Genomic DNA, 23,575 nt, shown 5'->3' on the forward strand with positions numbered 1-23,575 from the left:
TTCTCTGACGCATATACGCGTTAGAGAAACAGCTTTTTGCCCTTGCTATAATCAATACCACAAATCAAATGGCATTCTGACCATTCCATCTGTATGTTCTTCTACCCCTTAGGTATCCAAACCTCTCATTGGTTACACTTTGAACTTGTTAATTTGCTCCTGCAGTTCTTCAGCCATTTTGGATAATGAACCTGCGGATGATGCAATCTCTTCCATGGAAGCCAACTGCTGTTGAGTTGCGGCAGATACATTATGAACCCCGCCCGCTGCCTCTCCGGCAATATTGGAGATCTGACTTACATATCCTACAACCTCAGTCGTACTCGCCGACATTTCCTCTGAACCAGCGGATACTTCTTGAATTTCACCCGCTACTTTGTTAACCGCATCCGAGATCTGCTCGAACGCTTGTCCTGCCGCAGTAACCATCTCGATTCCTGCTTCCGTCTCACTGCTGTTCACTTTGACTGCCTGAACCGCATGATCGGTATCTTTCTGAATCAATTGAACAAGATCCGTAATTCGTTGCGCAGATGTGGAAGATTCCTCAGCAAGCTTACGCACTTCTCCTGCAACTACAGCAAAACCACGTCCATGCTCTCCTGCTCGTGCGGCTTCAATGGCTGCATTCAATGCAAGCAGATTGGTCTGCCGGGCAATGTTGTTGATTACCTCGGTAATGGTTCCAATCTCTGCTGAACGTTCCCCCAGCCCTGTCACCAACTCTGTAAGTGAAGCAATGGAATTTCGAACAGAACCCATCTGTTCTACCGCTTGCTGAATAATCATGTTTCCTTCGGAAGACTGATTCGCCGCATCCACAGCAGATACGGATACACTCTGAGCAAGCTCGGCAATCTGCTCTGATCCAAGAGCCATCTCATTCATCGCCTGTGAAGAACGCTTCACAATATCAACTTGATCAGATGTACCTACAGCCAATTCCTCGACTGTTTGGGAGATCTGTTCCGAGGCTTGAGTATTTTGCTCTGCACTTGCAAGAAGCTCCTCCGATGAAGCAGCTACCTGTTCTGAAGTCATCGATACCGATTCAATCATGGAGCGCAAATTACCACTCATGGTATTGAAGGAAGTCGCCAGCATTCCCAATTCGTCCTTGTTCTTGAGCACAATCGTCTCACCCGTCAGATCACCATTCGCAATAGCCATGGCTGCTTCATTCATCTTTTTGATTGGACGTGAAATGATGCTAGCAATGAAGAAAGCAATGAACACGGCGATCAGGAATGCAAAAATCGTCACTGCCAAAATTACATTAAATGTACTCTCGGCCATCTCAACAGATTCATTTGTTGCCGCGTCCGAGCCTTCATTACCTAAAGTGATTAACTTGGTGATAGAGTCGTTTGCTGTGTACCACAATGGATAGGCTTCAGTGTGCAGTCTACTTGCTTCTTCATAGTTATTTGCAATACCGAATTCTATGAATGCAGGCATTTTCTCCACATAAGCATCATAATTCGTACTGAAATCATTGTAGAGCTTCATCGCTTCATCATTGCTCTCAATGTATGTAAGCAACTGTTTACGCTCATCCTCAATCTTCGTGAGGAGCAACTTTAACGATTCATTCACCTTGACATTTTCTGCTTCGTCTTGTTCAACGATAATCGCCAGCGCCAACCTCTCTACGTCTGAGATATCACCATTCATCAATCCCAGGAGGCTCACACTCGGCATCCAAGTCTGATCTACATCATTGGCTTTACCAGACATATTATGGATCTGTACTAGTGCATAGCCGCTTACAATAATCAACAGAGCCACGACTATAAGAAAACCAGTCAGTAACTTGCCTCGAATCGTTAACTTCAATTTCCCCAACATGTTTCCCCGCGTGTCTTCCATGTGTCCCACTCCTCAAAATAATACATATTTATAGTATATCGTCACCTTTAGTCATGAATTGTAGATGTTAGAATTCAATTTCTAGAAATTTCATGTAACTTCGGGAATAACCCAAAACAAGTCCCCCATATTTGGAAAAACCAGAGATACGAGACTTATATATTGAACAAAATGATCACGATTTTGCTACATATTACGTTCAGACTATCCAAAAGAAATCCACCCACAATATCTCCTGAGACATGTCCATCTACACGATAACGGGCAGTGCAAATCATGACCCAGACCGCATATTCGGATGACGTAATCATAAACCAGTCCAAAAACGGGATTCAGTACGGGAACAAGTTTTTTTATATAATTAACAAACGCTAACTATTTGTCAATCAATCGTTACATTGACCGAAGTTACGAAATCAAAGAGGACATTTTGCTTTCTTTTTGTTAAACTAGTTTGGGTTACATATCAGTTCAATCATAGAAAGGTGAAGATTATGGTTAAAAAATGGTTATGGGGTACAGCCCTGACCCTGGCACTTGCGATTACAGGTGTCGTTGTATATTACGGATATTCGATTGTTCATTTTGCCAATAGCATCTCCACTGCTTCCGGGACTTCATCCCACTCGTCCTCTTCCGGCACAAATAGCGATTCAGACACACCATCTACAACGATTCCCAGATGGGAGGGCCAGGAACGGGTGAACATTCTGCTGCTTGGCGGAGATTCAAGAGGTGACGATGCGGGACGCTCGGACTCGGTCATGGTCGCTTCCATTGATCCGGTAAGCAAGAAAGCACATCTATTCTCCGTACTGCGAGATACCTATGTCGCCATCCCAGGGCATGGCAAAAGCAGGCTGAATGCAGCCTTCTCCTACGGAGGTGCGGAGCTGACCAAACAAACTGTCAGTGATCTGCTCGGTATTCCCATTCAGCACTATGTCTACACGGACTTTACAGGCTTCATGGCACTCGTAGATGCGGTAGGCGGTATTGAGATCGATGTGGAGAAAGACATGTATTACACCAGTAAAGCGGATAAACATATGTACGACATCGATTTAAAAAAGGGGTTGCAGCATATGGATGGCAAGACAGCCCTTCAATATGTTCGGTTCCGTCATGATGCCACCTCGGATTTCACCCGTACCGAACGGCAGCGAATCTTCATGACCGAACTGGCCAAGAAGATGCAGAGCACCACTTCGCTCTTCAAAATCCCGGATATCCTGGAAGCGATCGCTCCTTATATAGAGACCGATCTTAGTCCAACCCAGATGCTGAAACTGGCATCACTTGGCTTCGATATCCATGCGAACGAAATAGACCAGCAGCAGATTCCACCGAACAAGCTGCTCACCAATGAACTGGTCGGCTCAGCACAGGTGCTGGGTGTCGATGTGACCAAACTCCAGTCCTACATTCAGAGACTGTTTGAAGAAGATGCCGCATCTTTGCAGCTCCAATCTTCAGACGAACAGAACTAAAACAAATATGAGCTATACTAACAGAAAAGACGGTTTCGGCCGTCTTTTTTTGTACCTATTTTCTCCATTTAATGCAGCCTTAATGTTTAACAGGTACCCTTATATGATGAACTCCGGTTCCTGGAGGGAGGATTATATGTGAAAAAACCGCGAATAGCGGAATGGACCGAGCTGCGGGGCATTGCCTTTCTGGCGATCGTCATGCAGCATAATATCGCTGAGTATATCTATCGCGCCGATATTGAGCAACCGGATTCCATTATGCTGACTATGATATATCATTTGACCCGGTTTGGTACGCCAACATTTGTATTTCTATCGGGTGTCATGTTGTTTTACCATCATCGTAACACCAAACCGGAATATCCTCGCTTCATTCGAAAGCGATTTGGCGATATCTATATGCCGTTTATCGTATGGACACTGATCTACTGGCTGTCTGTCCGTATCTTCACCCCCGCGTTCTGGCTTGCAGGCATACCGGATTTTCGCAGTCTGATTCGTGAACTGTTTGTCCCGCAGACGGGATATCATCTCTGGTTTGTCATTATGGTGTTTCAGTTCTATATTCTGTTCCCCCTGTTCTGGACAGGAGCAAAAGCCATCCAGAGACGTATCCAGAACGCCTCACGTTTCACGTCCATGCAAATCATTGTGGCACTCATTGTCTTGGCAGCTGCATTCTACGCCCTGCTTATGAAATGGTCCTACTATAATATGGGGGGCTGGACAGAATCCATGTCTGAGCCTTGGTCAACGTTACTTCAATATCGCTCCTATTCATGGGTGATGTACTGGTTCTACTTTTTACTGGGTGCCGTATGTGCCTGGTCAGTGGATAGCTGGAGGAGTTGGACCACCAAGGTGCTGCCATGGACGATCTGTCTGTTTGTAGGGATGTATATATGGCTTGGTTACGATGTGCTGCGTGGATCGGGGGATGTTGTTAATCTGAATATCTCCACCTATCTGAAACCAACCACATTTCTGATCATTATGGCTCAGATGCTTATGATGTATGGTTTCCTTGTACTGATGCGGGGCAAAGATACACGGTTTCAGCGATTGCTAGCCTGGATTGGCCGCTATTCGTTTGGTGGATATCTGGTTCATGCACTGGTGATCTACGCGATCGCTTATGTAACTAGACCGCTTCAACTCAGTGGATGGCATCTGCCTGTATCGTTGCTATCGTTCCTTGTAACGGTTGGTATTGCTCTTGCAATCAGCTGGGCACTTTCCAAACTTCCTGGCTCACGTTTCACCGTAGGGTTAATGCGCAAACCACGTTCAACCCCCAATCCAACAGCTGCTGTGGACAAAAGAAACTCACCTGAGCGAACTCCGTCACCCGGCGCAACTCGCAGTCCGGGAACGAGTAAGCCGTTTTAAAATAAAAGAAGCGCGTCCCCTCACGGAGACGCGCTTCTTTTATTTTACTTCGCTCGAAGTTGACCGTCCAGGAACAGGTTCCTGGGGACCTGGGGCTGGATGCACGTTGCCCTTCTGATTCACAAACCTCTTCAGATCACCCGTTAATTGTTCCTTCAGCTTGTCCACCAGCTGTGTTTCGCTAATGCCTTTTGCCTGAGCAATCTCAGCCAAGGATTTCCCTCCCTGAAGCTGCTCGTGCAGTTGAGCAGGGGTGACTCCAATAAAACGGGCAATTTCGCCCTTATCTACCATTGGACGTTTGCCGTGGTGGGCAAATTCACGCCGCAAATCACGCAGCGGGGTATTGATGACCTTTTTTAACTTGGTATCCATGTCCGCCTTCGTGGCTGCAGCTTGTTCCTTGGTGAGACAACCTTCTTCTACAGCTTGATCCAGACGCTGTGCCAGTGTAGGCTTCAACTTCTGCAATAACTGCTCCTCACTAAGTCCCTTACGCTCTTTCGCAATCTGGGACAACGTCTTGCCAAGTTCCATCTGTTCTTTCAGATCCCGAAGTCCAATTCCAAGCAAGTCTGCCGTTTCACCAATCATGAACAGACCGTGTCCTGCCTGCATGCATGGCTTCGCTGGTTTGCCGGAGGAAGAAGCTTTTGACGCACCGCCATGTTCCTCAGCCCGAACCGTTGAATCAGCGAATGCTACATGTCCTGTTGCTGCTGTTATGACTACGGCTGCCAATCCGGCTGCCATCCATGTTTTCCATTTCAAATTCATTTTTCTACCGCCTTTCCGATGTCGAAATCCTGTGCCTTCCTAGTTTGAGCCTAAAATCCACTTTTTTATGCCATAAAATACAAAAAGTCATCATTTTTCTCACAATTGATCACAAAAAATCCTATTTTTTTCAGTTTATTTCAGCTATACTGAATGTAACTTCATGATCTATATCAGTTGAACAGTCCTAGACCACCTTATCGCAGGAAGGACGATACGTAACGATGCGGAGAGATTGGTTAGATCCGTTTAGCTCCGATCTGGAGGTGGTGTTTGCTTCAGCGGAACAGCTCGTACGGAAATATCCCGAACCCTTGTCAGGACATGCATTGAAGCAACTTCATTCGGTTAATCCCCTGTTACGAGATTCGGGGCACAGTTATATCGGGTATATCATTCCACTATGGATGCAGTACTCAGATAAACTCCCTCAGGAGAAAGCACACCAATTAAGTACAGCCTGTCTCATTCACATGTTATATTTTCTGAATCAGGACGACGTGATGGATGAACAACCGGAGAATGCCACACTGAAGTTATCCCTGGGCAATCTATATTACTTGGATGCACTTCAATCTTACTCCGTATTATTCGATCTTTCCTCCACGTTCTGGATCTATTTCAGACAATATGTAGTGGATTGGGCCGTGAGTGTTACGGGTGAGCATTCCATTGATTATTTCCAACAGAATCCCTTGTTGATTGCACAAAAGGCTGCTCCTCTGCTCATTGGAGCTACGGGTGCACTCCTTCTGCTGAATCAGTCCGAGCGGATCATCCCGATCTGTTCTGCCATCAACATTACACTCATGACACTCCAGATGACCGATGACTTCACAGACACGCAACAAGATGCTGTGCATGGAAACTACAACAGCTACCTCTCCCACATATCCGCAGCACTGAATCACAACTATCCCGCTCATCCTCTTAGCGAACGTGTACATGACAATGTATACAATACACAACTCATGAACTCTTACGTAGACATTGCATATCACTATAATCGCACATTAACATCGTCTAACTTAGGAATATCGCATCTCGAGGCGTTTGACTCTTATTTATGCAGCACTTTAGTACAAGCTGTTCAGGACATCACACAACGGAAGAAACGGCTCCTCCAAGGCGGGTTTCATCACTGGATCAGCGATCAACAGTTGGAATTCTGAGCATAAGCACTAAGCTGATTCAGTTTAATTTCAAATATGAAGGGAATGTTGACGATGATGGTATCAGAGAAAACGTTGCATGAGGATATTATTGAAAAGGCTTGGACTGACGAGCACTTCAGACAACAATTGCACTCCAATCCGAAGCAGGCGCTTCGTGAAGCTTTCGGTATCATAATCCCGGAGCACATTCAGGTACGTACCGTTGAGGAGCAGCAGAATGACTATGTTCTTGTCATACCTCCCAATCCTTCCAAAGTAAATTATGATGTGAATTGCGGACCTTGGAGAAGTTAAATCGGGTGAGTTAAATTGGTAATGTAAGAAATTAGGGTAGGAACAAAAAAGCCGCTGTATCCTTCTGGGAGTTCGTCATTCGACGAACTCAGCAAAAGATACAACCGCTTCTGTTCCTACCCCTTTTGTGCTTGTAAAGCTGATCTGCCCTTGCATCGCTTCAACAATACGGAATGTCACCATCATGCCCAGACCTGTGCCTTTGATTTTATTGGAGAAATAAGGCTCGCCCAACCGGGAGAGTGCTTCCTCGTCCATTCCTTCTCCGTTATCCCTGACATGCACCTTAATCATTCCATCCTGCTTGTACGCCCAGATATCAATCTGGCCTTGTCCCTGCAGAGCTTCAATACTGTTCTTGATAATGTTGATAAAAGCCTGCTTAAACTTCGAGGAATTGCCCCGAATATATAAATCTGGCGGAATGTCAGTAGTGATTTTGCCACCTTCCAGATTAGCCATCGGTACAAGAATACCTTCGATATGATTGAACTCATCCGAGATATTGAGCGAGATAATATGGTCAAACTCAGGTTTGGCAAAGGTAAGAAAGTCCGTGATGATGCCCGAAGCCCGATCGAGTTCCTCCAGTGCAATACGCACATACCCCTTATTTTTGTTGTCTTCCTGCTCTGTCATAAGTTGCAGAAACCCTCTTGTCACCTGAAGCGGATTACGTACTTCATGGGCAACGGAAGCGGCCAATTCGCTAATAATCTCCATCTTCTCGGATCGCTGCAACTCATTGTTGAATAACTCCAGTTCCTTGGAATACTCCAGCACTTTGGTGTGTTTTTCGGCAAACCGACTTCCGAGAATGGCAATCAGCGAGATCACAAATGCAACCATGGACCATTTCCACCATAACAGATGATACGTCCCACTCCGCTGATAATACCACAACAGTTCAGCCACACTGATCAAGGCAAATGTACCGAATCCTGTCGCAAGCAGGATGGCTTCCCTATTTCGTTGCAGTGCTTTGGCGATGGTTCCAACCAACAGAATTGTCAGCAGGATGACCAGCACCATACCGACCACACGCTGTACGAGCAGATTGTAGAGAAACTCCCATTGCCCACCTGAAGTAACGTAGATAAATAGAGAGAACACAGCGATAACTGAATATATGAATGTTATTTTTCGCAGTTTGGTGAAGATACCATGCAGTCCCGGCCCGATAATCTGCTCAAAAAAATAACATAGCGCTGGCATACCCAGCAGCATCGCCAGATCAAAGACTACGGAATACAGGTCACCATATACCTGATAGAATGTATACAAAAATTGCGAGTACGTGATGATCATTGTGCCGATGGAACCCATCACTATGCATAGTGAGATCCATAATCCCTTATGGAATTTGCCAAGGAAGAACGTACAACTCAGCATCGTAATCGCTGTGAAGACAAAGGTAGCGCCCAAAATCACATCAATAAGCCCGTTATGAATATATTTCTCCTGTAACGCAGCATAAGGTCCAACCTGAACAGTACCTTGTATGCCCAGACGACCTTTCTCATTTTGAGACCATACATAGAGCGTGTCACCCGCATTTTCGCTGGATAAGGGCAGCAACACCGCATTATTATCATAATTGTAATGGTAGTTCTCGTAGACCTTGTGGTCCTCCAGATAGATAACAATATGATTGCCTTTAATGTTCTCAAATCGAATGGCTGAACTTTCCTCACTCAATTTAGGGATGGTCAGGCGAGTCCATAAGGAACTCGATCGATCTGTATTACTATACTCTAACTTATCGATGCCCTGCTTTTCCCATATCTCGTCTGCTCCCTTAACTTCACTTATGAACCCTTGATCGTCAACGTTCCCCCATTTTACTTCCCATCCTGTTATGGATACAGGTTGTTGAATCGCTCCTGTAGTTGCAAAGACTATCCCATGTGGCATACCCAGAATAATCAATACGCTCATCCATAAGATGACGATAGCTTTGGGCACATTTTTCATTCACAGCACCTCAAAGTTCTAATTTTCCCTATCTTAGATTCTCTCATTTATCATTCGCCACCATTTGTCACGTCACCTTCTTGAGATAAAATGAAATTTCACATTTAAGTCGATTTATAGTCTTATTTCCATTTTATTGTTAAAGCTATCCGGTCAATCACGCAAGTCTTCGAACTGGTTCTCTATCATTTCCCGTTCTTTCTGTTCAACTTGACTGCGGAATTCAAGCCACTGCTCTGTTTCCTCATCATCATAGATGGTCCATATATCGGAAAAAAGGAAATCCCGCAACTGGACAACTTGTCCGGACCATATTCCGCCTACCCAAAATAAACCGTCTGGACGACGGATGACGGTACGGGAGAAACCGGGTGTGGACGCCTTTTGCCCGATACGGATACGTGTAATCATATTGCCCAGTGTGAACCAGTCCACTTGAGATCCCTCCCTTACATATTCAAGCTTCATCATAACATAGGCAAAACAGGAAAAGCTGTAAAAACGGTGGCTGCGATTCAATCCTTTGCTCCAGGTGTAATGGTTTCTCAAAGCAAACAAACACGCTAAGGAGATGATTGTAATGAATGAGCCACATCGTACAGTTGAGGTAGAACATAAGGATGTTCAGCATAAATCGGATTCAAGTAAGGTCGCTTCCACATTTATTAAATACGCCGCTTATATCATTATCTTTTTCGGATTCTTATACTTCTTGGTTAAATATGTATTCCCCAAATTCTAAGGCATTCATATCGTAGCAAACACCCGGGGATAATAAGCTGTGCAAGATTACAACACAAGCGCTTTGGGTAACTACGAGGTAAGAAGCATTGGACAAACGACAATGAAAGGAAGTGTTACTCATGTCTGACAAACCAATTAGTAACGAAGAGAGCGACCGCTATTATGACCGTTATCAGAGGTCCCGCGATATTCCGCCAGAGACGGAAGTCCCGGAAGGCGATATGGATACCTTTGATGAAGTTTCCGGCAGACGGATTATAACGGAAGATTCGGATGTGGCACCCGTAGCCGCAACCGCTGTGGACGAGCCGGAATTGGATTCTCGTTTGGCAGAGACACCGCTGGAATCTGTACCGGATGCAGACCTCCTGCAACCAAACAGTCCAGTTGATCCAGCTGCCCCCGATCCGGATGCACTGCATGGTACCGATCTGCTCAATGGTGCTGGTGCGGATGCCAAACCAGAGAACGACATTCCACCACGACGTTAATTGCTGTTATGACATCCTGAATGAGGAGGTGCATACCCGATGAAGGAAGATCGTGACAAGCATGTGCATGAACCGGATAATCTAGTGACCGAAAGGGACATTGACCCGGACTTCGGACTCTTCACTGAGGACTCCTTCCCCGAAGCGCTTGAGGATGAGGATCAACGTGATGCGGTGGAGCATGCCATTCCTAAAGAGAAGGCCTCTCACAAGCCCTCTTCGAATGACCAATAAAGCCTCCCTATAAAAATTGAACTATAAAGTATTTACACTTGCCACTCCGATGACAGAATAACCTTCTGATCGCTGTTATCCCCAGATTTTTTGATTCACTTTTCAAAGGTAATAATCCGGGGATAAAGGCGAGCACTCCGTTTCTTCAGATTATTTCTGCCCTCTACGTTCTCGTGTAAAAGATTAGTTCAACTTATATAGATCCGTAGTAGACTTAAAAAAGATGACGTCTGTAATTCCACAGCGTCATCTTTTTTCGTTTCTCTACCTATAAGTTCAATTTCTCTTTGCAATCCCATCTTCAAGGCTTTGCGGAGACCTTACCTGCTCCAGGCAGTTTGTGATCCAATCCCGACCACTTCGCGACAATCGCAGTGATGATCAGTGCAAGTCCATTAATGATAAAAATCCAGCGTATCGGCAGCCAGCCACCGAGAACGCCGCCAATAATCGGTCCGGCCATCGTCCCCATCTGGGCAGCGGACTGGTTCAGACTAAAGGCCCTTCCCCTGAAACTTGATGCGGTAGCCTGCACAATCATGGCGTTAATTGCCGGAAATACAGCCGCAAAGAATAAACCATACACAAATCGTAAAATGCCGAATGCGATATAACCTGTTGTAAAGAACTGCAGAAGATTCCCTACAGCCCCACCAACCAGTCCAATAATCAACACTTTACCGTATCCAATCCTTGAACCAATCTTGCCCCACCGCGGCGCCATAATAACGGTTGCTACCCCCACCGCTGAGAAAATAATACCCGAGCTGAGTGAGGCACGATCAGGCTGAACGCCCATTTCCATCACATAGACCGTCAAAAGTGGCTCCAGAATCATAACGGAGAACGTACATATGCCCATCATGCCAAGCACCGTCATAAACAAACGATTCGCTCTCGCTTCACGAATGTCATCCATGACATGGGAACGAGCTTTATTCCGGTTGAAGTTCTCTTCTTTTACCCAGAAGGTTGCGATGATTGCTGAGACTAATACAACAATTGCCGAAAACAAAAATGCATTCCGGTTGCCATAATAGTGACTCACCACGCCACCAATTAATGGTCCAATAATACCACCAGTGGCTCCTGCAGTAGACATAATACCCAGTGCATAACCGGTCTTCTCCTCAGGTGTATTTGTGCCTACCAGAGCAATCGCTGCTGGAACAAATCCTGCAAGGAGACCTTGAAATAATCGAACAACAATCAGCGAATATGGGTCCTGCACGAAATAATTGATTAGATACAAGACGGCAAGGCTGTATCCTGACCGGATGAGCATAGGTTTGCGCCCGTATTTATCAGCCAGCGATCCCCAGAACGGAGACACGAGTGCACTCGCGAGAAATGTAATGCCGAATGCCAGTCCTGACCATAATTCCAGGTGATCACGAACCCCCAAGTCAGCACTTAGAAACAGGGGCAGAAATGGAATCGAGATGGAATACGCCGTGCTGCAAAAAAATACACCAATCCACAATATGACCAGATTTCGCTTCCATGAGAAGTTCATATACCCGCACGCCCTTTCCGTTACTGACGTCGGGACTGCCGTGTATTGGAGCGGACGGAACAGACCCGTACGTCCCCGATGCGGAAGCATTTTCCTTATTTTACACCCATCATTCCATGAAGGCCATCCCTTGTTCACCACAACTACACGTATTACATTGCCATCCTGTCCACAAAAACGGTATGATAGTTGGGTAAATATCCAAATGTGATTTGGAGAAAATATATCATGCAGAGATGCAAGGAGGAACGTTTTCATGTCTTTACGGTGGAAAAAAACAACCGCAGTATCGCTCGTTCTTGCGATGCTGCTTATCGTCATTAGTGGTTGCGGACGCCCTGCGTCCAGTGCCGAGCAAACGCCGGTACCAGCCGCACCTGAAGGTCCAAACCCTGTGGCAACCATTGAGATGCAGGATGGTCAAAAGATCGTTATTGAGCTCTATCCGGAGATTGCGCCCAACACGGTGTATAATTTCATCTCCCTTGCGAATAAAGGGTTCTATGACGGCCTGATCTTTCACCGGGTCATTCCGGGCTTCATGATTCAAGGTGGAGATCCAGAGGGCAACGGTTCGGGCGGCCCAGGTTATACAATCAAAGGGGAATTCACTTCCAATGGTCACAAAAATCACCTGAATCATACTCGGGGAATCATTTCGATGGCACGTAAATCGGATAATCTTGATTCCGCAGGCTCCCAATTTTTCATCATGTTAGCGGATGCGGATTACCTGGATAATTCCTATGCTACTTTTGGTAAAGTGACCGAAGGTATGGACGTTGTTGATGGTATTGCTGCTCAGGAAATAGGGGAAGGTGAAAAACCCGCTACCGACCAAGTCATGAAAAAAGTCACGGTGGATACCCATGGTCTTGAATATCCAGAACCGGTAAAAATGCCTTAATGAACTCTAAACAAAAAGCTCTGTCCTGTGCGAAAAACGCAAGGCAGAGCTTTATTTATTGATCTTAATGATAGCGGTTACATATATGACTTTATAAAAAATGACCTCTTCCGGCATCATCCTCAATACATCCATCCCATCAAACGTAACCAGCCGATAATCGCAATCCATAACGGGCAGCTAAAGGCAACACCCCATGCAAGCCCTTTCAGTAAACCACGGTTTACTTCCACGAACAACGACTCCTTTCTCCAGGGAATAGTCGCAGTATCGGTAATAGTATATGATTTTATACCCGTTTTCATTCGTCACGCAACCCTCGTTTTCCTGCTTTTGTTCCGCAGATTCATGGAATGCTTTACAGGAACCTGATATACTATGACTACTGTACGATAAATGGAACCTGATTCATGTTTGGAAAGGAGATTTCCCTATGGCAAAATCCAAAAAACGCACTCCTGCTCCCAAAGCAGCAGTAGCACAGGATAAACCCACAACACTGAAGGATCTGCTGAGCAGTGATGTGTTGGAGAAGCTGAAAGCTCAGGCGGATGAAGCCAAGGCTGCCGAGGCGGCTCTTAAAGAGCAGGAACGTCAGCAGGCAGAAGAAGCTCGCCAAGCGGAGCAAAAGCGCCGGGATAACGACTTCGAATATCTGCTTAATAACAGCGCTATGGACTGGAAGAAACATAAGTAAGCCAGGGCATGTCCTGAGGGTGTCTCCTACCTTCCACATGCCAAAATAATATTGCAAGCAGACAGATCATGAAGCCGATCTGCTCACAGAACAGGGCCGCGTTGCGGTCCTGTTCTTTTTAATATAGACACATATGATTCATCAGTCTTGAGCCGGGTATGTAGAAGTAGAGCGTACAACGATAATCTAACCCATACGGAGGGATCAGAGATGACTGAACAACGTTTGGAAGGCAAAGTCGCGATTGTAACTGGAGGTGGATCGGGTATTGGTCAGGCTACCGCTATTCGTTTCGCCGAGCATGGAGCCAAAGTATATATGTTGGATCGTACACCCGAAAATGCGGAGGAAACAAAGCAGACGATTGAAAAGGCTGGCGGAGAAGCGTATGTGATCGAATGTGATATCTCCAAACCGGACCATGTGCAGAAGGCGATCAATCAGGCTGCGGCTGAAGCGGGCAAACTGGATATCATATTTGCCAATGCCGGCATCAACGGAACAATGGCTCCGATTGAAACGATGGAAATCGAGGACTGGGACCAAACGATGGAGATCAATATGCGCGGAACCTTCGCAACTGTCAAATATGCCATCCCCCATCTGAAAGAACATGGTGGCAGCATTATAATCACCAGCTCCATCAACGGTAACCGGGTCTTCTCAGGAATCGGATTCTCTGCATACGCTTCCAGCAAAGCGGGACAAACTGCGTTTACGAAGATGGCTGCACTGGAGCTAGCTCGTTATAAGATCCGTGTAAACGCCGTCTGCCCAGGAGCCATTGATACCAACATTGATGATAACACTTACCCATCGGATGATCTGAAAGATGTACAGATTCCTGTTGAATTCCCTGAGGGTCATGAACATCCGCTCAAGGGCGAACCTGGAACGTCGAAGCAAGTGGCTAACCTCGTTCTGTTCCTTGCTTCCGATGAAGCCTCTCATGTTACTGGTACACGAATCTACGTGGATGGTGCGGAATCTCTGCTCCGTGGATAAAATATAAATATAAGTTGGCCCAATTCAGGGACAACGCCCAAATATCCCGCAAGCGATCTGATCCGGTCAGATTACTGCGGGATGTTTTATCTATAAGAAGTTTATAATCCGGTGCAGATGCAACTACAAAGATTATCACTATACCGCGGAGCTTTTACCCTTTTTCACACGATGGTTCAACCGGTCTGGAATGGCAAAGAGCAAAATGTACATCAGCGAGAACAGGACTAGCGCCAGGATCTCTTCCCCAAGGATGTACATGGGATACGGACCTAACATATCCAGCACCGAGGGTGTACTCGGCTTGTGTCTCAAAAACATGTAATTTGCGTCAAGCAAGACATCTACAATGTATACAACTAGTGCTGCCACATTCACAAATATCATCGAACCTGCTACAGATCTCCAGCTAGGTCGCAGCTGTTCCACCCAGGTCATGTAGAGTAAAGCCAGAATGATACAGGCATGAGCGACGAAAAATTGAATAAATCGAAAATGTGCATAACCATAACCCAGATTAGGAGTCAGGATCGCCATAAGTGCTCCAGCAATGCCTGCAAACAGCAGTGCAGAATGCAACAGTCGACTGCGTGTCAGTAGTAACAATGCCGATAATAACAAAGACAGACTGCATAGTTCGAGTGGCAGTGATGTCTGCAGGCTCCATACGTCTCCATACACATACCAGAGTTGAAGCACGATTTCACAGGTGAACATGATACAGGCCAGAACAATCCGCAGTTTGCGGCGGGCCCTCTCTGAACATGATCGAAGCTGGTGTCGAAGCAAAAACAATAGCATAATAATTACTGCAATTAAGCTAATAGTTACGATATGTGAAGTGGAGAACAGGATAAACGGCTCTGCATCATAAGGGTCCAGCCATGGTGGATACGCCATGCATCTCTTCTCTCCTTTGCGAATATCTGACCTACATTATCTCTCTTTAATGTTAACTTTTTCATTTTGCCATTGAATGAAAGAGCTGTCCAGTTGGAATTCTAAATAAGCATTGTAATTTAAATATCTTTATGTTAAGATAAATTCAGAACCAAAACAAACTAAAAGTTAGTAACTTTCTTAAACAGGAATCATTTATAATACACTCAAAATTCGTTCAACTGAACTTTTACACGATAACGGAGAAGACAGAAATAACCTAAAGAAGCGGAGCGTTCGCCTTTATCCCCGGATTTCCCCTTTTAAAAAGGAATCAAAAAATCTGGGGATAACAGCGATCGGAAGGTTGTTCTGTCATCGTAGTATCAGTGTAAATAATCTTTAGTTGAACGTATAACCTAACTAGGAGGAATAACTATGCAAATCAAAGGACTTCACCACGTATCAGCTCTAACAGCACACGCCGATCAGAACTATCGTTTCTACACCAATGTCATGGGTCTGCGCCTCATTAAGAAAACGGTCAACCAGGATGATGTTTCTGTCTACCATCTCTTCTATGGCGATGAGAAAGGTAATCCGGGTACCGAACTTACCTTCTTCGAGATTCCGATGGCCGGACAGACTCGTGAAGGCGTGAACAGCATTTCGGCAACGTCACTGCGCGTTCCAAGTGATGCGGCACTTACGTACTGGCAGCAGCGTTTTGACGAATTCGAAGTCCCACATGGAGAGATTGTTGAACGAGGTGGTCGTGCCACGCTGTCGTTCACAGACTTTGAAGGACAACGTCTGATTCTGGTCTCGGATGAAAATAATGCAGGTGTCGCTGGTGGCAAACCATGGGATCAGAGCCCTGTGCCTGCTGAATATGGCATTGTGGGCCTTGGCCCCATCCATCTTACGGTAAAAGATGCTTCCCTTACCACTCCGGTTCTTACCGAACTGCTTGGTTTCAGAGCCAAAGGAAGTTACCCTGCCTTTACTCCAGGTCAGCCGGATGTACTCGTTTTTGAATCCGGCGAAGGTGGCAGCGGCTCCGAGGTGCATGTTGAGGAACGAAATGACCTTGCCCAAGAACGTCCTGGACGTGGCAGCGTACACCATGTTGCGTTCCGTGTGGACAATGAAGAAGAATTGAAACAATGGGTTGAACGGGTTCATAACTTCCGATTCCCTAACTCCGGTTTTGTAGATCGTTTCTACTTCCGCTCCCTGTATTTCCGTGAAGCAAACGGTATTCTGTTCGAGCTTGCAACCGATGGTCCGGGATTTGATACAGATGAAGAAATGGAGCATCTGGGAGAATCACTGGCGCTGCCTCCATTCCTCGAAGGCCGCCGCGCCGAGATTGAAGCCAATCTCAAACCGCTGGATACCGTCATTCGTTAATCGCGCTTAAGCTGTACAATCCGGCTTGAATCGAAAATAAAAACGATGATCATCATGCGTCTTTTGGATTTCTATCCAGACATCGCACAGATGATCATCGTTTTTTATTTGCTATCAGCGTAACTCGCTTGAATACCTTATCATTTTTATTTGGTTAGATATGATGTAGTTAACGGAACAAACAGTGATGAACCCGGATCTTCAGATACAATCTCGACATAGACGGCGTCTGTACCTTTAACATCCACATCTAGACTCATCATACCGCTTTCTGGAGTGATATTGAACTTTTTGAGTGTCGCGAGATCCTGATCATAGATATGAATCTCCTGATTTCCTGTTAGCGCGGCAAGTTCCAAGTGCAGAGAAGAATACTTTTTACCCGTATTAATCTGGATATCATCCCCCTGTTTCGAAGGATCATTATGCAGATAAACATCCTTGTAATCCTTGCCTTTATATGTGGTATCCTTAGGATCTTTGGTGTGCCAAGCGGTAGATCCTAGTACGGAAGTTCCAAGTGCACTCAGCGTTACTTTTCCGTTCGTTACGGGCGCAGATCCATTCGTTCCGCCAATCAGGACGGATGAAGTTGCACTGTCATAAGTGATCTCTGTGCCAAGCAACGATCCCACAGCACGCACAGGCAAATAAGTCGTTCCGTTGTAAGTGATAGGCAACACCGTTTTACCATTGGCATCTTTGGCTGTCACCGTGGCACCATCCATTTTTAGCGTAATCTTGCTGTTTAGATAAGCTTTAATTTGTTCCAACCCTGTTGCTGCGAGCGCACCCGTCCCGATCCCAAGCGTTAATGTGCCTACCATCAAACCCAGTACAACTTTCTTCTTCATCAAAATCCCTCCTGAACGTTAAAATGATTTGTCCTTTATACATTTAAACCACTAAAGTGATAATGTCAATTGTTTACTGCATTTTTAGTACCCTGTTCCTATTTCCGGGCAGCACAAAACGAGGCTGTATGTCCCAATTTTTTTTCAGCCTCGCCCTGTTTCCCACTGTCTGCAAACGCAGATAAGGAGATATTCTGTTCAGACGCTCACTACATTTCACATTCGAGAACTTCCAAATTCCCGCTGTACTACGATATCAACATGATGACATCAATCAAAAGATTCATAATATTCTTCTTCATACACTTCCATGCTGTATTTCAAATTCGTAGCCTTCCACTCGCCATTCTTATACTCATAAGCGAATGTTAGATCACCGGCATATAAAGCCGCACCGTAAGATCCTGCTGCGGATACGACGAGTTGGCCATTCTCCACGCTGTAATAGGTTACTCCACCGAATTCCAACTCTTTGTTATATACGCCGCCATTCGTATCTTCTTCAATCCGTAAAGGTTCTGCTTGAACGCCATCAACAGCGACATCCACATCCACACGGTCTGTTCTAACCGTAACTTTCGAATTCACATGCTGTTTCGCAATCTCATCCAGAGATTGCATCTTCATCTCTTCCAGCGTTACCGGATTAATGATACGTGCTTGGCCCAAATAAATACCTGTTCCATGACCTTCCGTGTACAAAACAACAATCTCTTTCTGGCCGTCTCCATTCAGATCGAGCTCGTGCACTTCGGGTTTGTAAGACCCGCCTTCTCCTTGCCAATCACTAAATTCTCTTGTCTTGCCGTCCACTTCCAAAATCATGCCGTTATATATATATCCTGAACCCTCAACTTTCATAGGGTATAATCTGACGTTCTCATTCTCTGGAGCTACCGAAACGTATTCCTCTTTCACGGGAATGGATTCCTGTGTTGTCTTTGCTGTGTCATGCAATTTATCTATATTGGAAGCCTCGACCGCTGCGGTTTGGCTGGATTGATCATCTATATTAAGCTGTTTTTGCGATTCATTCATGGTTCTGGCAGCCGAAGTTGTACTAATCGTAGCTACCGCCAAAATAATCATCAGCAGGATACCTGTCCAAGTTTTCAATATACTGGGCTCCTTTATCTGTTGTGATAATCCTATTATATCTTCATTTATCGCCCGCAAGTTGCGAATTTGTTAATCTTTCATAAAATAATCTTTACAAATTTTCGTTTTCACGAAAGAATGTTCGGCTTTAACCAGAATAAGCAAATTATTATGCCAAAACTGTTCTCCAAAAGCAAAAAAAATCCCGAATACAGCTTAAGGCTGCATCCGGAATGCTTTGGTTTTGTCCAATAACCGATCGGTTAATTGTCTCAATTCTTCAGCCGAGGATGAAATCTCCTCCATGATGGCTGTCTCTTCGTGTGCGGCATCCATGATTCGTTTCGCCTCATCCGAGAACGATCCTGCTTTCCCCTGGATCTTCTTCACATGACCATGGGTTTGTTCCACGCGGCCCGTCTGTTCTGCAATCTTGGAACCGATATCATGTGCACCCTTCATAAATACGTCCACCGTGCCTGTCAGTTCATGCAACGTCTGATCCACAGAGATGGTCCGCTCCGATTCATTAACCACGAGACCATGCTGCTCATGAGACAGTTGTGCCGTCTCCCTGATCCGCTGCTGCACACGACTAATCAGTTCATTAATCCGATGTACCGATTCCTTACTCTCGTCTGCCAGCTTACGAATCTGCTGCGCCACGACTGCAAAACCCGAGCCTTCTTCGCCAGCTCGTGCAGCCTCAATGGAAGCATTCAGGGCAAGTAACCCTGTTTCCTCAGCAATATTTTTGACAGACTGGGTAATTACTTCGATATCAGAAGCTTCCTTCTCCAGTAGCAGCATAATGTCGCGGGAACGATTGTGCGACTCGGCCAGCTCGTCCATGCCTTTCATCAACGATGAGAATGTCTGTTTTGTATGATCCACCGATCGTTCCATCTGACCGGACATCTCTGTCATGTCCATGGACTGGCTATGCATACGCTGAAAATCGTTCAGCATCTCATCCGCCGTGATCAGAGATTGATGGGAAGTAACCTTCTGCTCTTCTACGCCTACCGCAATATGATCCACCGCTTCTGACATCATCTCGATCTGCTCCGCAGCTTGGGTAATGGCTTCACTAAGCGACTGCGCATTCTGAGATGTGGTCCGGGTACTGTCCGCAATATCGTTCACAATACTTCTGAGATTAGAAACCATTACACGAAAAGCATCATATAATACAGTAAGTTCATCCTGTGTACGCCGCTGCGGAATCTCCGTTGTCAGATCGCCAGATGAAACCTGTTGCGCCGCACGAGACAGATGAACAATCGGGCGAGTCAGCCAGCGAGAGGCAAACCACCCGAGAATCCCGTTCCAACATACCCCCATAACCAGGATAATCGATATGTATACCCAGTTTGGAATATCTAACGTAATCCAGTCTTTGACAAAAAATATAAAAAAGCCGCTAGTTCCGTACGTAATAATCGAAATCAGTACCAGACCTGCGACAGTCTTTGCTCCTAAAGTCCATTTCATGTGCACACCCCGTAGTCCTTTTTTCCTATTTTACCAATCTTGTACCAAATTACATGTGATAAACATCACTGAAAACGTTCTATTTACGCCCTATTTATGGTTCATGCATGACTTCTCTATCATATAGAGCATAATGAATAAGACAAGCTTGGAAGCCCCCTTTGTTCATGAACTGCATGTCAATAATATCCCTAATTTTATTTATTATCGGCACAAGAGGCCAAATGATTTAGATTGGCATCCATTTTGCTTAAATGATATACTGAGTGCGCTTCGGCAATGCCGGAGCTGACCTATTTATTGGATGCCACTGGAGGCGAACGAAATGTCTACTATGTCCACAAGGACGGAGAAAGATTTTATCGGTGAAAAAGAAATTCCGGATTATGCCTATTACGGCATTCAGACGGTGCGGGCCGTGGAGAACTTCCCGATTACCGGCGTTCCGGTACACCGGGAGCTGATCACAGCTCTGGCTGCGGTGAAAAAAGCAGCGGCAGTTACGAATATGGAACTGAAAATGCTACCAAGTAAAATTGGCAATGTAATTGTCATGGCAGCTGAAGAAATGATGAAAGGCCATCATCTGGATCATTTTATTGTAGACTCCATTCAGGGCGGTGCAGGCACCTCCATGAATATGAATATGAACGAAATTTTGGCCAACCGCGGGCTGGAGCTGTTAACCAAAAGCAAGGGAGACTACTTCCACTGCAATCCGAACAATCATGTTAACATGTCCCAGTCCACCAATGATGTGGTACCTACAGCACTGCGTATTGCGGCATATCAACTGTCCGAGACGTTATTGGCTACCATGAAGAGACTGCAGGAAGCGTTCCATAAAAAAGAAGAAGAGTTCAACGATGTGGTCAAAGTAGGCCGTACCCATCTTCAGGATGCCGTGCCTATTCGCCTTGGACAAGAATTCGGAGCTTATGCCCGTGTCATCGGCAGGGATATCGAGCGTCTGGAATTCGCCAATCGTCGCTTGCTTACAATTAACATGGGCGCAACTGCCGTAGGCACAGGGCTCAATGCGAAACCTGAATACATCGTTAAAGTTACGGAACACCTATCCGATGTTACCGGACTACCACTGCAAACAGCTGAGGATCTCGTGGATGCAACACAGAACACGGATGCCTATCTGGAACTTTCGGCGGCACTGAAGGTATGTGCGGTCAGTTTGTCCAAGATCTGTAACGACATTCGCATGATGGCCTCAGGTCCGCGTGCAGGATTCAATGAACTACTCCTGCCACCGCGTCAGCCAGGATCGTCCATCATGCCGGGCAAAGTCAATCCGGTAATGGCAGAAGTGATTAACCAGGTATCCTTCCAGGTGATGGGGAATGACCACACCATCTGTATGGCGTGTGAAGCTGGTCAATTCGAGCTGAATGTCATGGGCCCGGTTATTGCGTTTAACTTGCTGCAATCACTGAAAATCATGAATAACGGGATTGATGTGTTCACACGTTATGCGGTTGAAGAGATGGAAGCTAACCGAGAGCGCTGTGAATTAATCATGAAACAAAGTTTCAGTGTGGTTACGGCGTTAAACCCACACTTAGGTTATAATGTGGCGGCTTCCATTGTGAAGGAAGCGCTCAAAACTGGACTTACCTTGCAAGAAATCATTCTGGAACGCGGACTGCTGACCCCGGAAGAATTGGAAGAGATTCTTCATCCGGAGCAGATGACCACACCAGGAATTGCCGGAGAACATTTCCTGCGTAATATGGAACGTTTGTAGGAACTCAGGAAACCTAATACAGCAACCTTAACACCAGTAATGTAACAAGAACCCCCGCAGACCGTTCATCCGGTTCGCGGGGGTTCTTGTATTCAGAGATGGTAAGAAAGCAGCTGTTCAATCAATTAAGCCCAGCGTTTACGCTCTAGGGAAGGTAGGATCTGAAGTTCCTCCCTGTACTTGGCAACCGTTCTGCGGGAGATCACAATTCCCTCCTCGGCAAGCAGTGTGGTCAAGCGACTATCCGAGTACGGCCGCTGTGTCTGTTCCGTGCGAATGATTTCTTTTAATCTTCGTTTCACCGCTGATGCTGACGTTTTATCCCCTGACGTTGTACGGATTCCCGAGGCAAAAAAAGCTCTGAGTTCATATACACCATAAGGAGTGTGAATGTACTTACCACTAACGGCACGACTTACCGTTGATTCATGCATGCCAATCTTCTCTGCAATAACAGCCAGATTAAGTGGTTTTAGCGCGGATGGGCCTTTGACCAAAAAGTGCTTTTGCTCTTCCATCACGGCCGCCAGCACACGCACTAAAGTCCTGCGCCGCAGGTGTACACTCCGAATGATCGCCCTCGCTTCTGCCGCGCGGGTTGCCCAGATGTCGTCAGGCGCCGCTTCCCTGATCCAGCGGATGCACGCTTCATTCATCGATACACGAGGGTTACCTGCTACATGTAGGCTAAAATGGGCCTCGCCGTTACGCAACCCTACGATGGCATCTGGAATAATGTAATGTGGTCGTTCCGTACATCCGATGGATCGACAGGGCTTGGGGTCGAGACGTGTAATATAGTCATAGGCAACCTGAGCTTCCCGTGAAGTCATGCCTAATCGACTCCCTGTTTTACCTGGGTGAAAAGGAACCAGTGCTTCCAATCCCGCTTCCACCATCCGCTCCGCATACAGCGCAGCCGATGAATCACGTCTAATCTGGAGCAACAGACATTCCTGCAAATTCCGCGCTCCTACACCAGCAGGGTCCAGCGATTGGAGAAGCTCCAGTCCCGCTGCAATCTTGCTCATCGGTTGCTCAATTGCTGCTTGCACCTCTGCCAGTTCAACGGTCAGATAACCATCATCATTGACGCACCCTGCCAAATATACTGCCATATTTTCCATTTCGACTGGAAGTGTCATCACTCGAATTTGGGCAATCAGCAACTGTTCCAGTGTAGGTTCTGCACCTTTGACCTGAAGCAGCGGATCGTAGGAATCATACCTGCGCTGATCCATTCGCCGCGGAATCCGGGCGAGGGGTGCAACTTGTTCTTCCAGTTCAAGAACTGGATTTTCCTCCGCCGCATCCAGCAAGTAACGAGTCAGATCCTGTCCGGACATGGTTAGCAAATGAAAGGATTGTTTCATCTCCGGGGTGATGGACAGCCGAATACGTTGTTCCTGCACCAACTGAACACCTAACATCCGTTTCCCTCCTTATGCGTTGCAGGGATAATAGCATACTATTCAAACGATTGTAAGAGGAATTTCGTCCGATCATGAGTTTC

General features: G+C 46.0%; 22 protein-coding genes. 12 read left to right on the forward strand and 10 right to left on the reverse strand.

Translation table 11 applies throughout. The features are described 5' to 3' along the window. Positions 1-132 precede the first annotated feature (132 nt). A complete protein-coding gene (locus tag AB4111_RS10570; RefSeq protein ID WP_442031468.1) occupies positions 133-1,869 on the reverse strand; it encodes a methyl-accepting chemotaxis protein in 1,737 nt (578 codons plus the stop codon). A 494-nt stretch (positions 1,870-2,363) separates the two neighbouring features. On the opposite strand from AB4111_RS10570, the gene AB4111_RS10575 reads away from it, so the two are divergent. Together AB4111_RS10575 and AB4111_RS10580 are read left to right on the forward strand one after the other, a co-directional pair. Then, entirely contained in the window at positions 2,364-3,359 is a 996-nt protein-coding gene (locus AB4111_RS10575) for an LCP family protein (protein WP_442031469.1), read from the forward strand. Between the two features lie 138 nt (positions 3,360-3,497). Further along, positions 3,498-4,751, forward strand: a complete 1,254-nt coding sequence (locus tag AB4111_RS10580; RefSeq protein ID WP_442031470.1) for an acyltransferase — start codon at positions 3,498-3,500, stop codon at positions 4,749-4,751. A gap of 39 nt (positions 4,752-4,790) precedes the next feature. Here the strand turns inward: AB4111_RS10580 and AB4111_RS10585 are convergent, their stop codons facing one another. Next, positions 4,791-5,528, reverse strand: coding sequence for a hypothetical protein (locus AB4111_RS10585; RefSeq protein ID WP_442031471.1), 738 nt, complete (start codon positions 5,526-5,528; stop codon positions 4,791-4,793). A gap of 224 nt (positions 5,529-5,752) precedes the next feature. Here AB4111_RS10585 and AB4111_RS10590 point away from each other — a divergent pair, with 224 nt between their 5' ends. Further along, positions 5,753-6,700, forward strand: coding sequence for a hypothetical protein (locus AB4111_RS10590; protein ID WP_442031472.1), 948 nt, complete (start codon positions 5,753-5,755; stop codon positions 6,698-6,700). Between the two features lie 54 nt (positions 6,701-6,754). Further along, positions 6,755-6,997 carry an NHLP leader peptide family RiPP precursor gene (locus AB4111_RS10595; protein WP_017690236.1) on the forward strand — a complete coding sequence of 81 codons (243 nt, stop codon included), beginning with the start codon at positions 6,755-6,757 and terminating at the stop codon, positions 6,995-6,997. Positions 6,998-7,072: 75 nt separating this feature from the next. On the opposite strand, the gene AB4111_RS10600 is transcribed toward AB4111_RS10595, so the two are convergent. After that, positions 7,073-8,971 carry an ATP-binding protein gene (locus AB4111_RS10600; RefSeq protein WP_442031473.1) on the reverse strand — a complete coding sequence of 633 codons (1,899 nt, stop codon included), beginning with the start codon at positions 8,969-8,971 and terminating at the stop codon, positions 7,073-7,075. Positions 8,972-9,124: 153 nt separating this feature from the next. Continuing rightward, positions 9,125-9,406 (reverse strand): hypothetical protein, encoded by a 282-nt coding sequence (locus tag AB4111_RS10605; protein WP_062832955.1) that lies wholly within the window; start codon positions 9,404-9,406, stop codon positions 9,125-9,127. Positions 9,407-9,551: 145 nt separating this feature from the next. Between AB4111_RS10605 and AB4111_RS10610 the strand changes: the two genes are divergently transcribed. The 3 genes from AB4111_RS10610 to AB4111_RS10620 all read left to right on the forward strand — a co-directional run bounded on the left by AB4111_RS10610 (position 9,552) and on the right by AB4111_RS10620 (position 10,440). Next, entirely contained in the window at positions 9,552-9,713 is a 162-nt protein-coding gene (locus AB4111_RS10610) for a hypothetical protein (RefSeq protein ID WP_167483752.1), read from the forward strand. Positions 9,714-9,834: 121 nt separating this feature from the next. After that, positions 9,835-10,206 carry a hypothetical protein gene (locus AB4111_RS10615; RefSeq protein WP_442031474.1) on the forward strand — a complete coding sequence of 124 codons (372 nt, stop codon included), beginning with the start codon at positions 9,835-9,837 and terminating at the stop codon, positions 10,204-10,206. A 39-nt stretch (positions 10,207-10,245) separates the two neighbouring features. After that, positions 10,246-10,440: a hypothetical protein gene (locus tag AB4111_RS10620; protein WP_442031475.1), complete on the forward strand. Its 195-nt coding sequence runs from the start codon at positions 10,246-10,248 to the stop codon at positions 10,438-10,440. Between the two features lie 301 nt (positions 10,441-10,741). Here the strand turns inward: AB4111_RS10620 and AB4111_RS10625 are convergent, their stop codons facing one another. Then, entirely contained in the window at positions 10,742-11,956 is a 1,215-nt protein-coding gene (locus tag AB4111_RS10625) for an MFS transporter (RefSeq protein WP_442031476.1), read from the reverse strand. Positions 11,957-12,212: 256 nt separating this feature from the next. On the opposite strand from AB4111_RS10625, the gene AB4111_RS10630 reads away from it, so the two are divergent. The 3 genes from AB4111_RS10630 to AB4111_RS10640 all read left to right on the forward strand — a co-directional run bounded on the left by AB4111_RS10630 (position 12,213) and on the right by AB4111_RS10640 (position 14,565). Continuing rightward, on the forward strand, positions 12,213-12,863 hold the full coding sequence (locus AB4111_RS10630; RefSeq protein WP_442031477.1) for a peptidylprolyl isomerase: 651 nt from the start codon (positions 12,213-12,215) through the stop codon (positions 12,861-12,863). Positions 12,864-13,296: 433 nt separating this feature from the next. Beyond that, on the forward strand, positions 13,297-13,560 hold the full coding sequence (locus tag AB4111_RS10635) for a YqkE family protein (protein ID WP_036612099.1): 264 nt from the start codon (positions 13,297-13,299) through the stop codon (positions 13,558-13,560). A 147-nt stretch (positions 13,561-13,707) separates the two neighbouring features. After that, positions 13,708-14,565, forward strand: a complete 858-nt coding sequence (locus tag AB4111_RS10640; protein WP_367399849.1) for an SDR family oxidoreductase — start codon at positions 13,708-13,710, stop codon at positions 14,563-14,565. Between the two features lie 138 nt (positions 14,566-14,703). Here the strand turns inward: AB4111_RS10640 and AB4111_RS10645 are convergent, their stop codons facing one another. Beyond that, the gene (locus tag AB4111_RS10645) at positions 14,704-15,465 is read right to left on the reverse strand and encodes a YwaF family protein (RefSeq protein ID WP_442031478.1); all 762 of its coding nucleotides are present in this window, start codon (positions 15,463-15,465) and stop codon (positions 14,704-14,706) included. Positions 15,466-15,882: 417 nt separating this feature from the next. On the opposite strand from AB4111_RS10645, the gene AB4111_RS10650 reads away from it, so the two are divergent. Then, the gene (locus AB4111_RS10650) at positions 15,883-16,857 is read left to right on the forward strand and encodes a ring-cleaving dioxygenase (protein ID WP_442031479.1); all 975 of its coding nucleotides are present in this window, start codon (positions 15,883-15,885) and stop codon (positions 16,855-16,857) included. A 146-nt stretch (positions 16,858-17,003) separates the two neighbouring features. Here the strand turns inward: AB4111_RS10650 and AB4111_RS10655 are convergent, their stop codons facing one another. The 3 genes from AB4111_RS10655 to AB4111_RS10665 form a co-directional block, all read right to left on the reverse strand. Next, the gene (locus tag AB4111_RS10655) at positions 17,004-17,711 is read right to left on the reverse strand and encodes a stalk domain-containing protein (RefSeq protein ID WP_442031480.1); all 708 of its coding nucleotides are present in this window, start codon (positions 17,709-17,711) and stop codon (positions 17,004-17,006) included. Between the two features lie 270 nt (positions 17,712-17,981). Beyond that, the gene (locus AB4111_RS10660) at positions 17,982-18,827 is read right to left on the reverse strand and encodes a hypothetical protein (RefSeq protein WP_442031481.1); all 846 of its coding nucleotides are present in this window, start codon (positions 18,825-18,827) and stop codon (positions 17,982-17,984) included. A gap of 198 nt (positions 18,828-19,025) precedes the next feature. Next, positions 19,026-20,303 (reverse strand): methyl-accepting chemotaxis protein, encoded by a 1,278-nt coding sequence (locus AB4111_RS10665; protein ID WP_442031482.1) that lies wholly within the window; start codon positions 20,301-20,303, stop codon positions 19,026-19,028. A 325-nt stretch (positions 20,304-20,628) separates the two neighbouring features. On the opposite strand from AB4111_RS10665, the gene AB4111_RS10670 reads away from it, so the two are divergent. Further along, positions 20,629-22,062, forward strand: a complete 1,434-nt coding sequence (locus AB4111_RS10670) for an aspartate ammonia-lyase (protein WP_442031483.1) — start codon at positions 20,629-20,631, stop codon at positions 22,060-22,062. A gap of 125 nt (positions 22,063-22,187) precedes the next feature. Here the strand turns inward: AB4111_RS10670 and rpoN are convergent, their stop codons facing one another. Further along, the gene (gene rpoN, locus AB4111_RS10675) at positions 22,188-23,492 is read right to left on the reverse strand and encodes an RNA polymerase factor sigma-54 (protein WP_442031484.1); all 1,305 of its coding nucleotides are present in this window, start codon (positions 23,490-23,492) and stop codon (positions 22,188-22,190) included. Positions 23,493-23,575: the final 83 nt, after the last annotated feature.

This window comes from Paenibacillus sp. 2KB_22 (assembly GCF_052115745.1).
Classification (GTDB): Bacteria; Bacillota; Bacilli; order Paenibacillales; family Paenibacillaceae; genus Paenibacillus.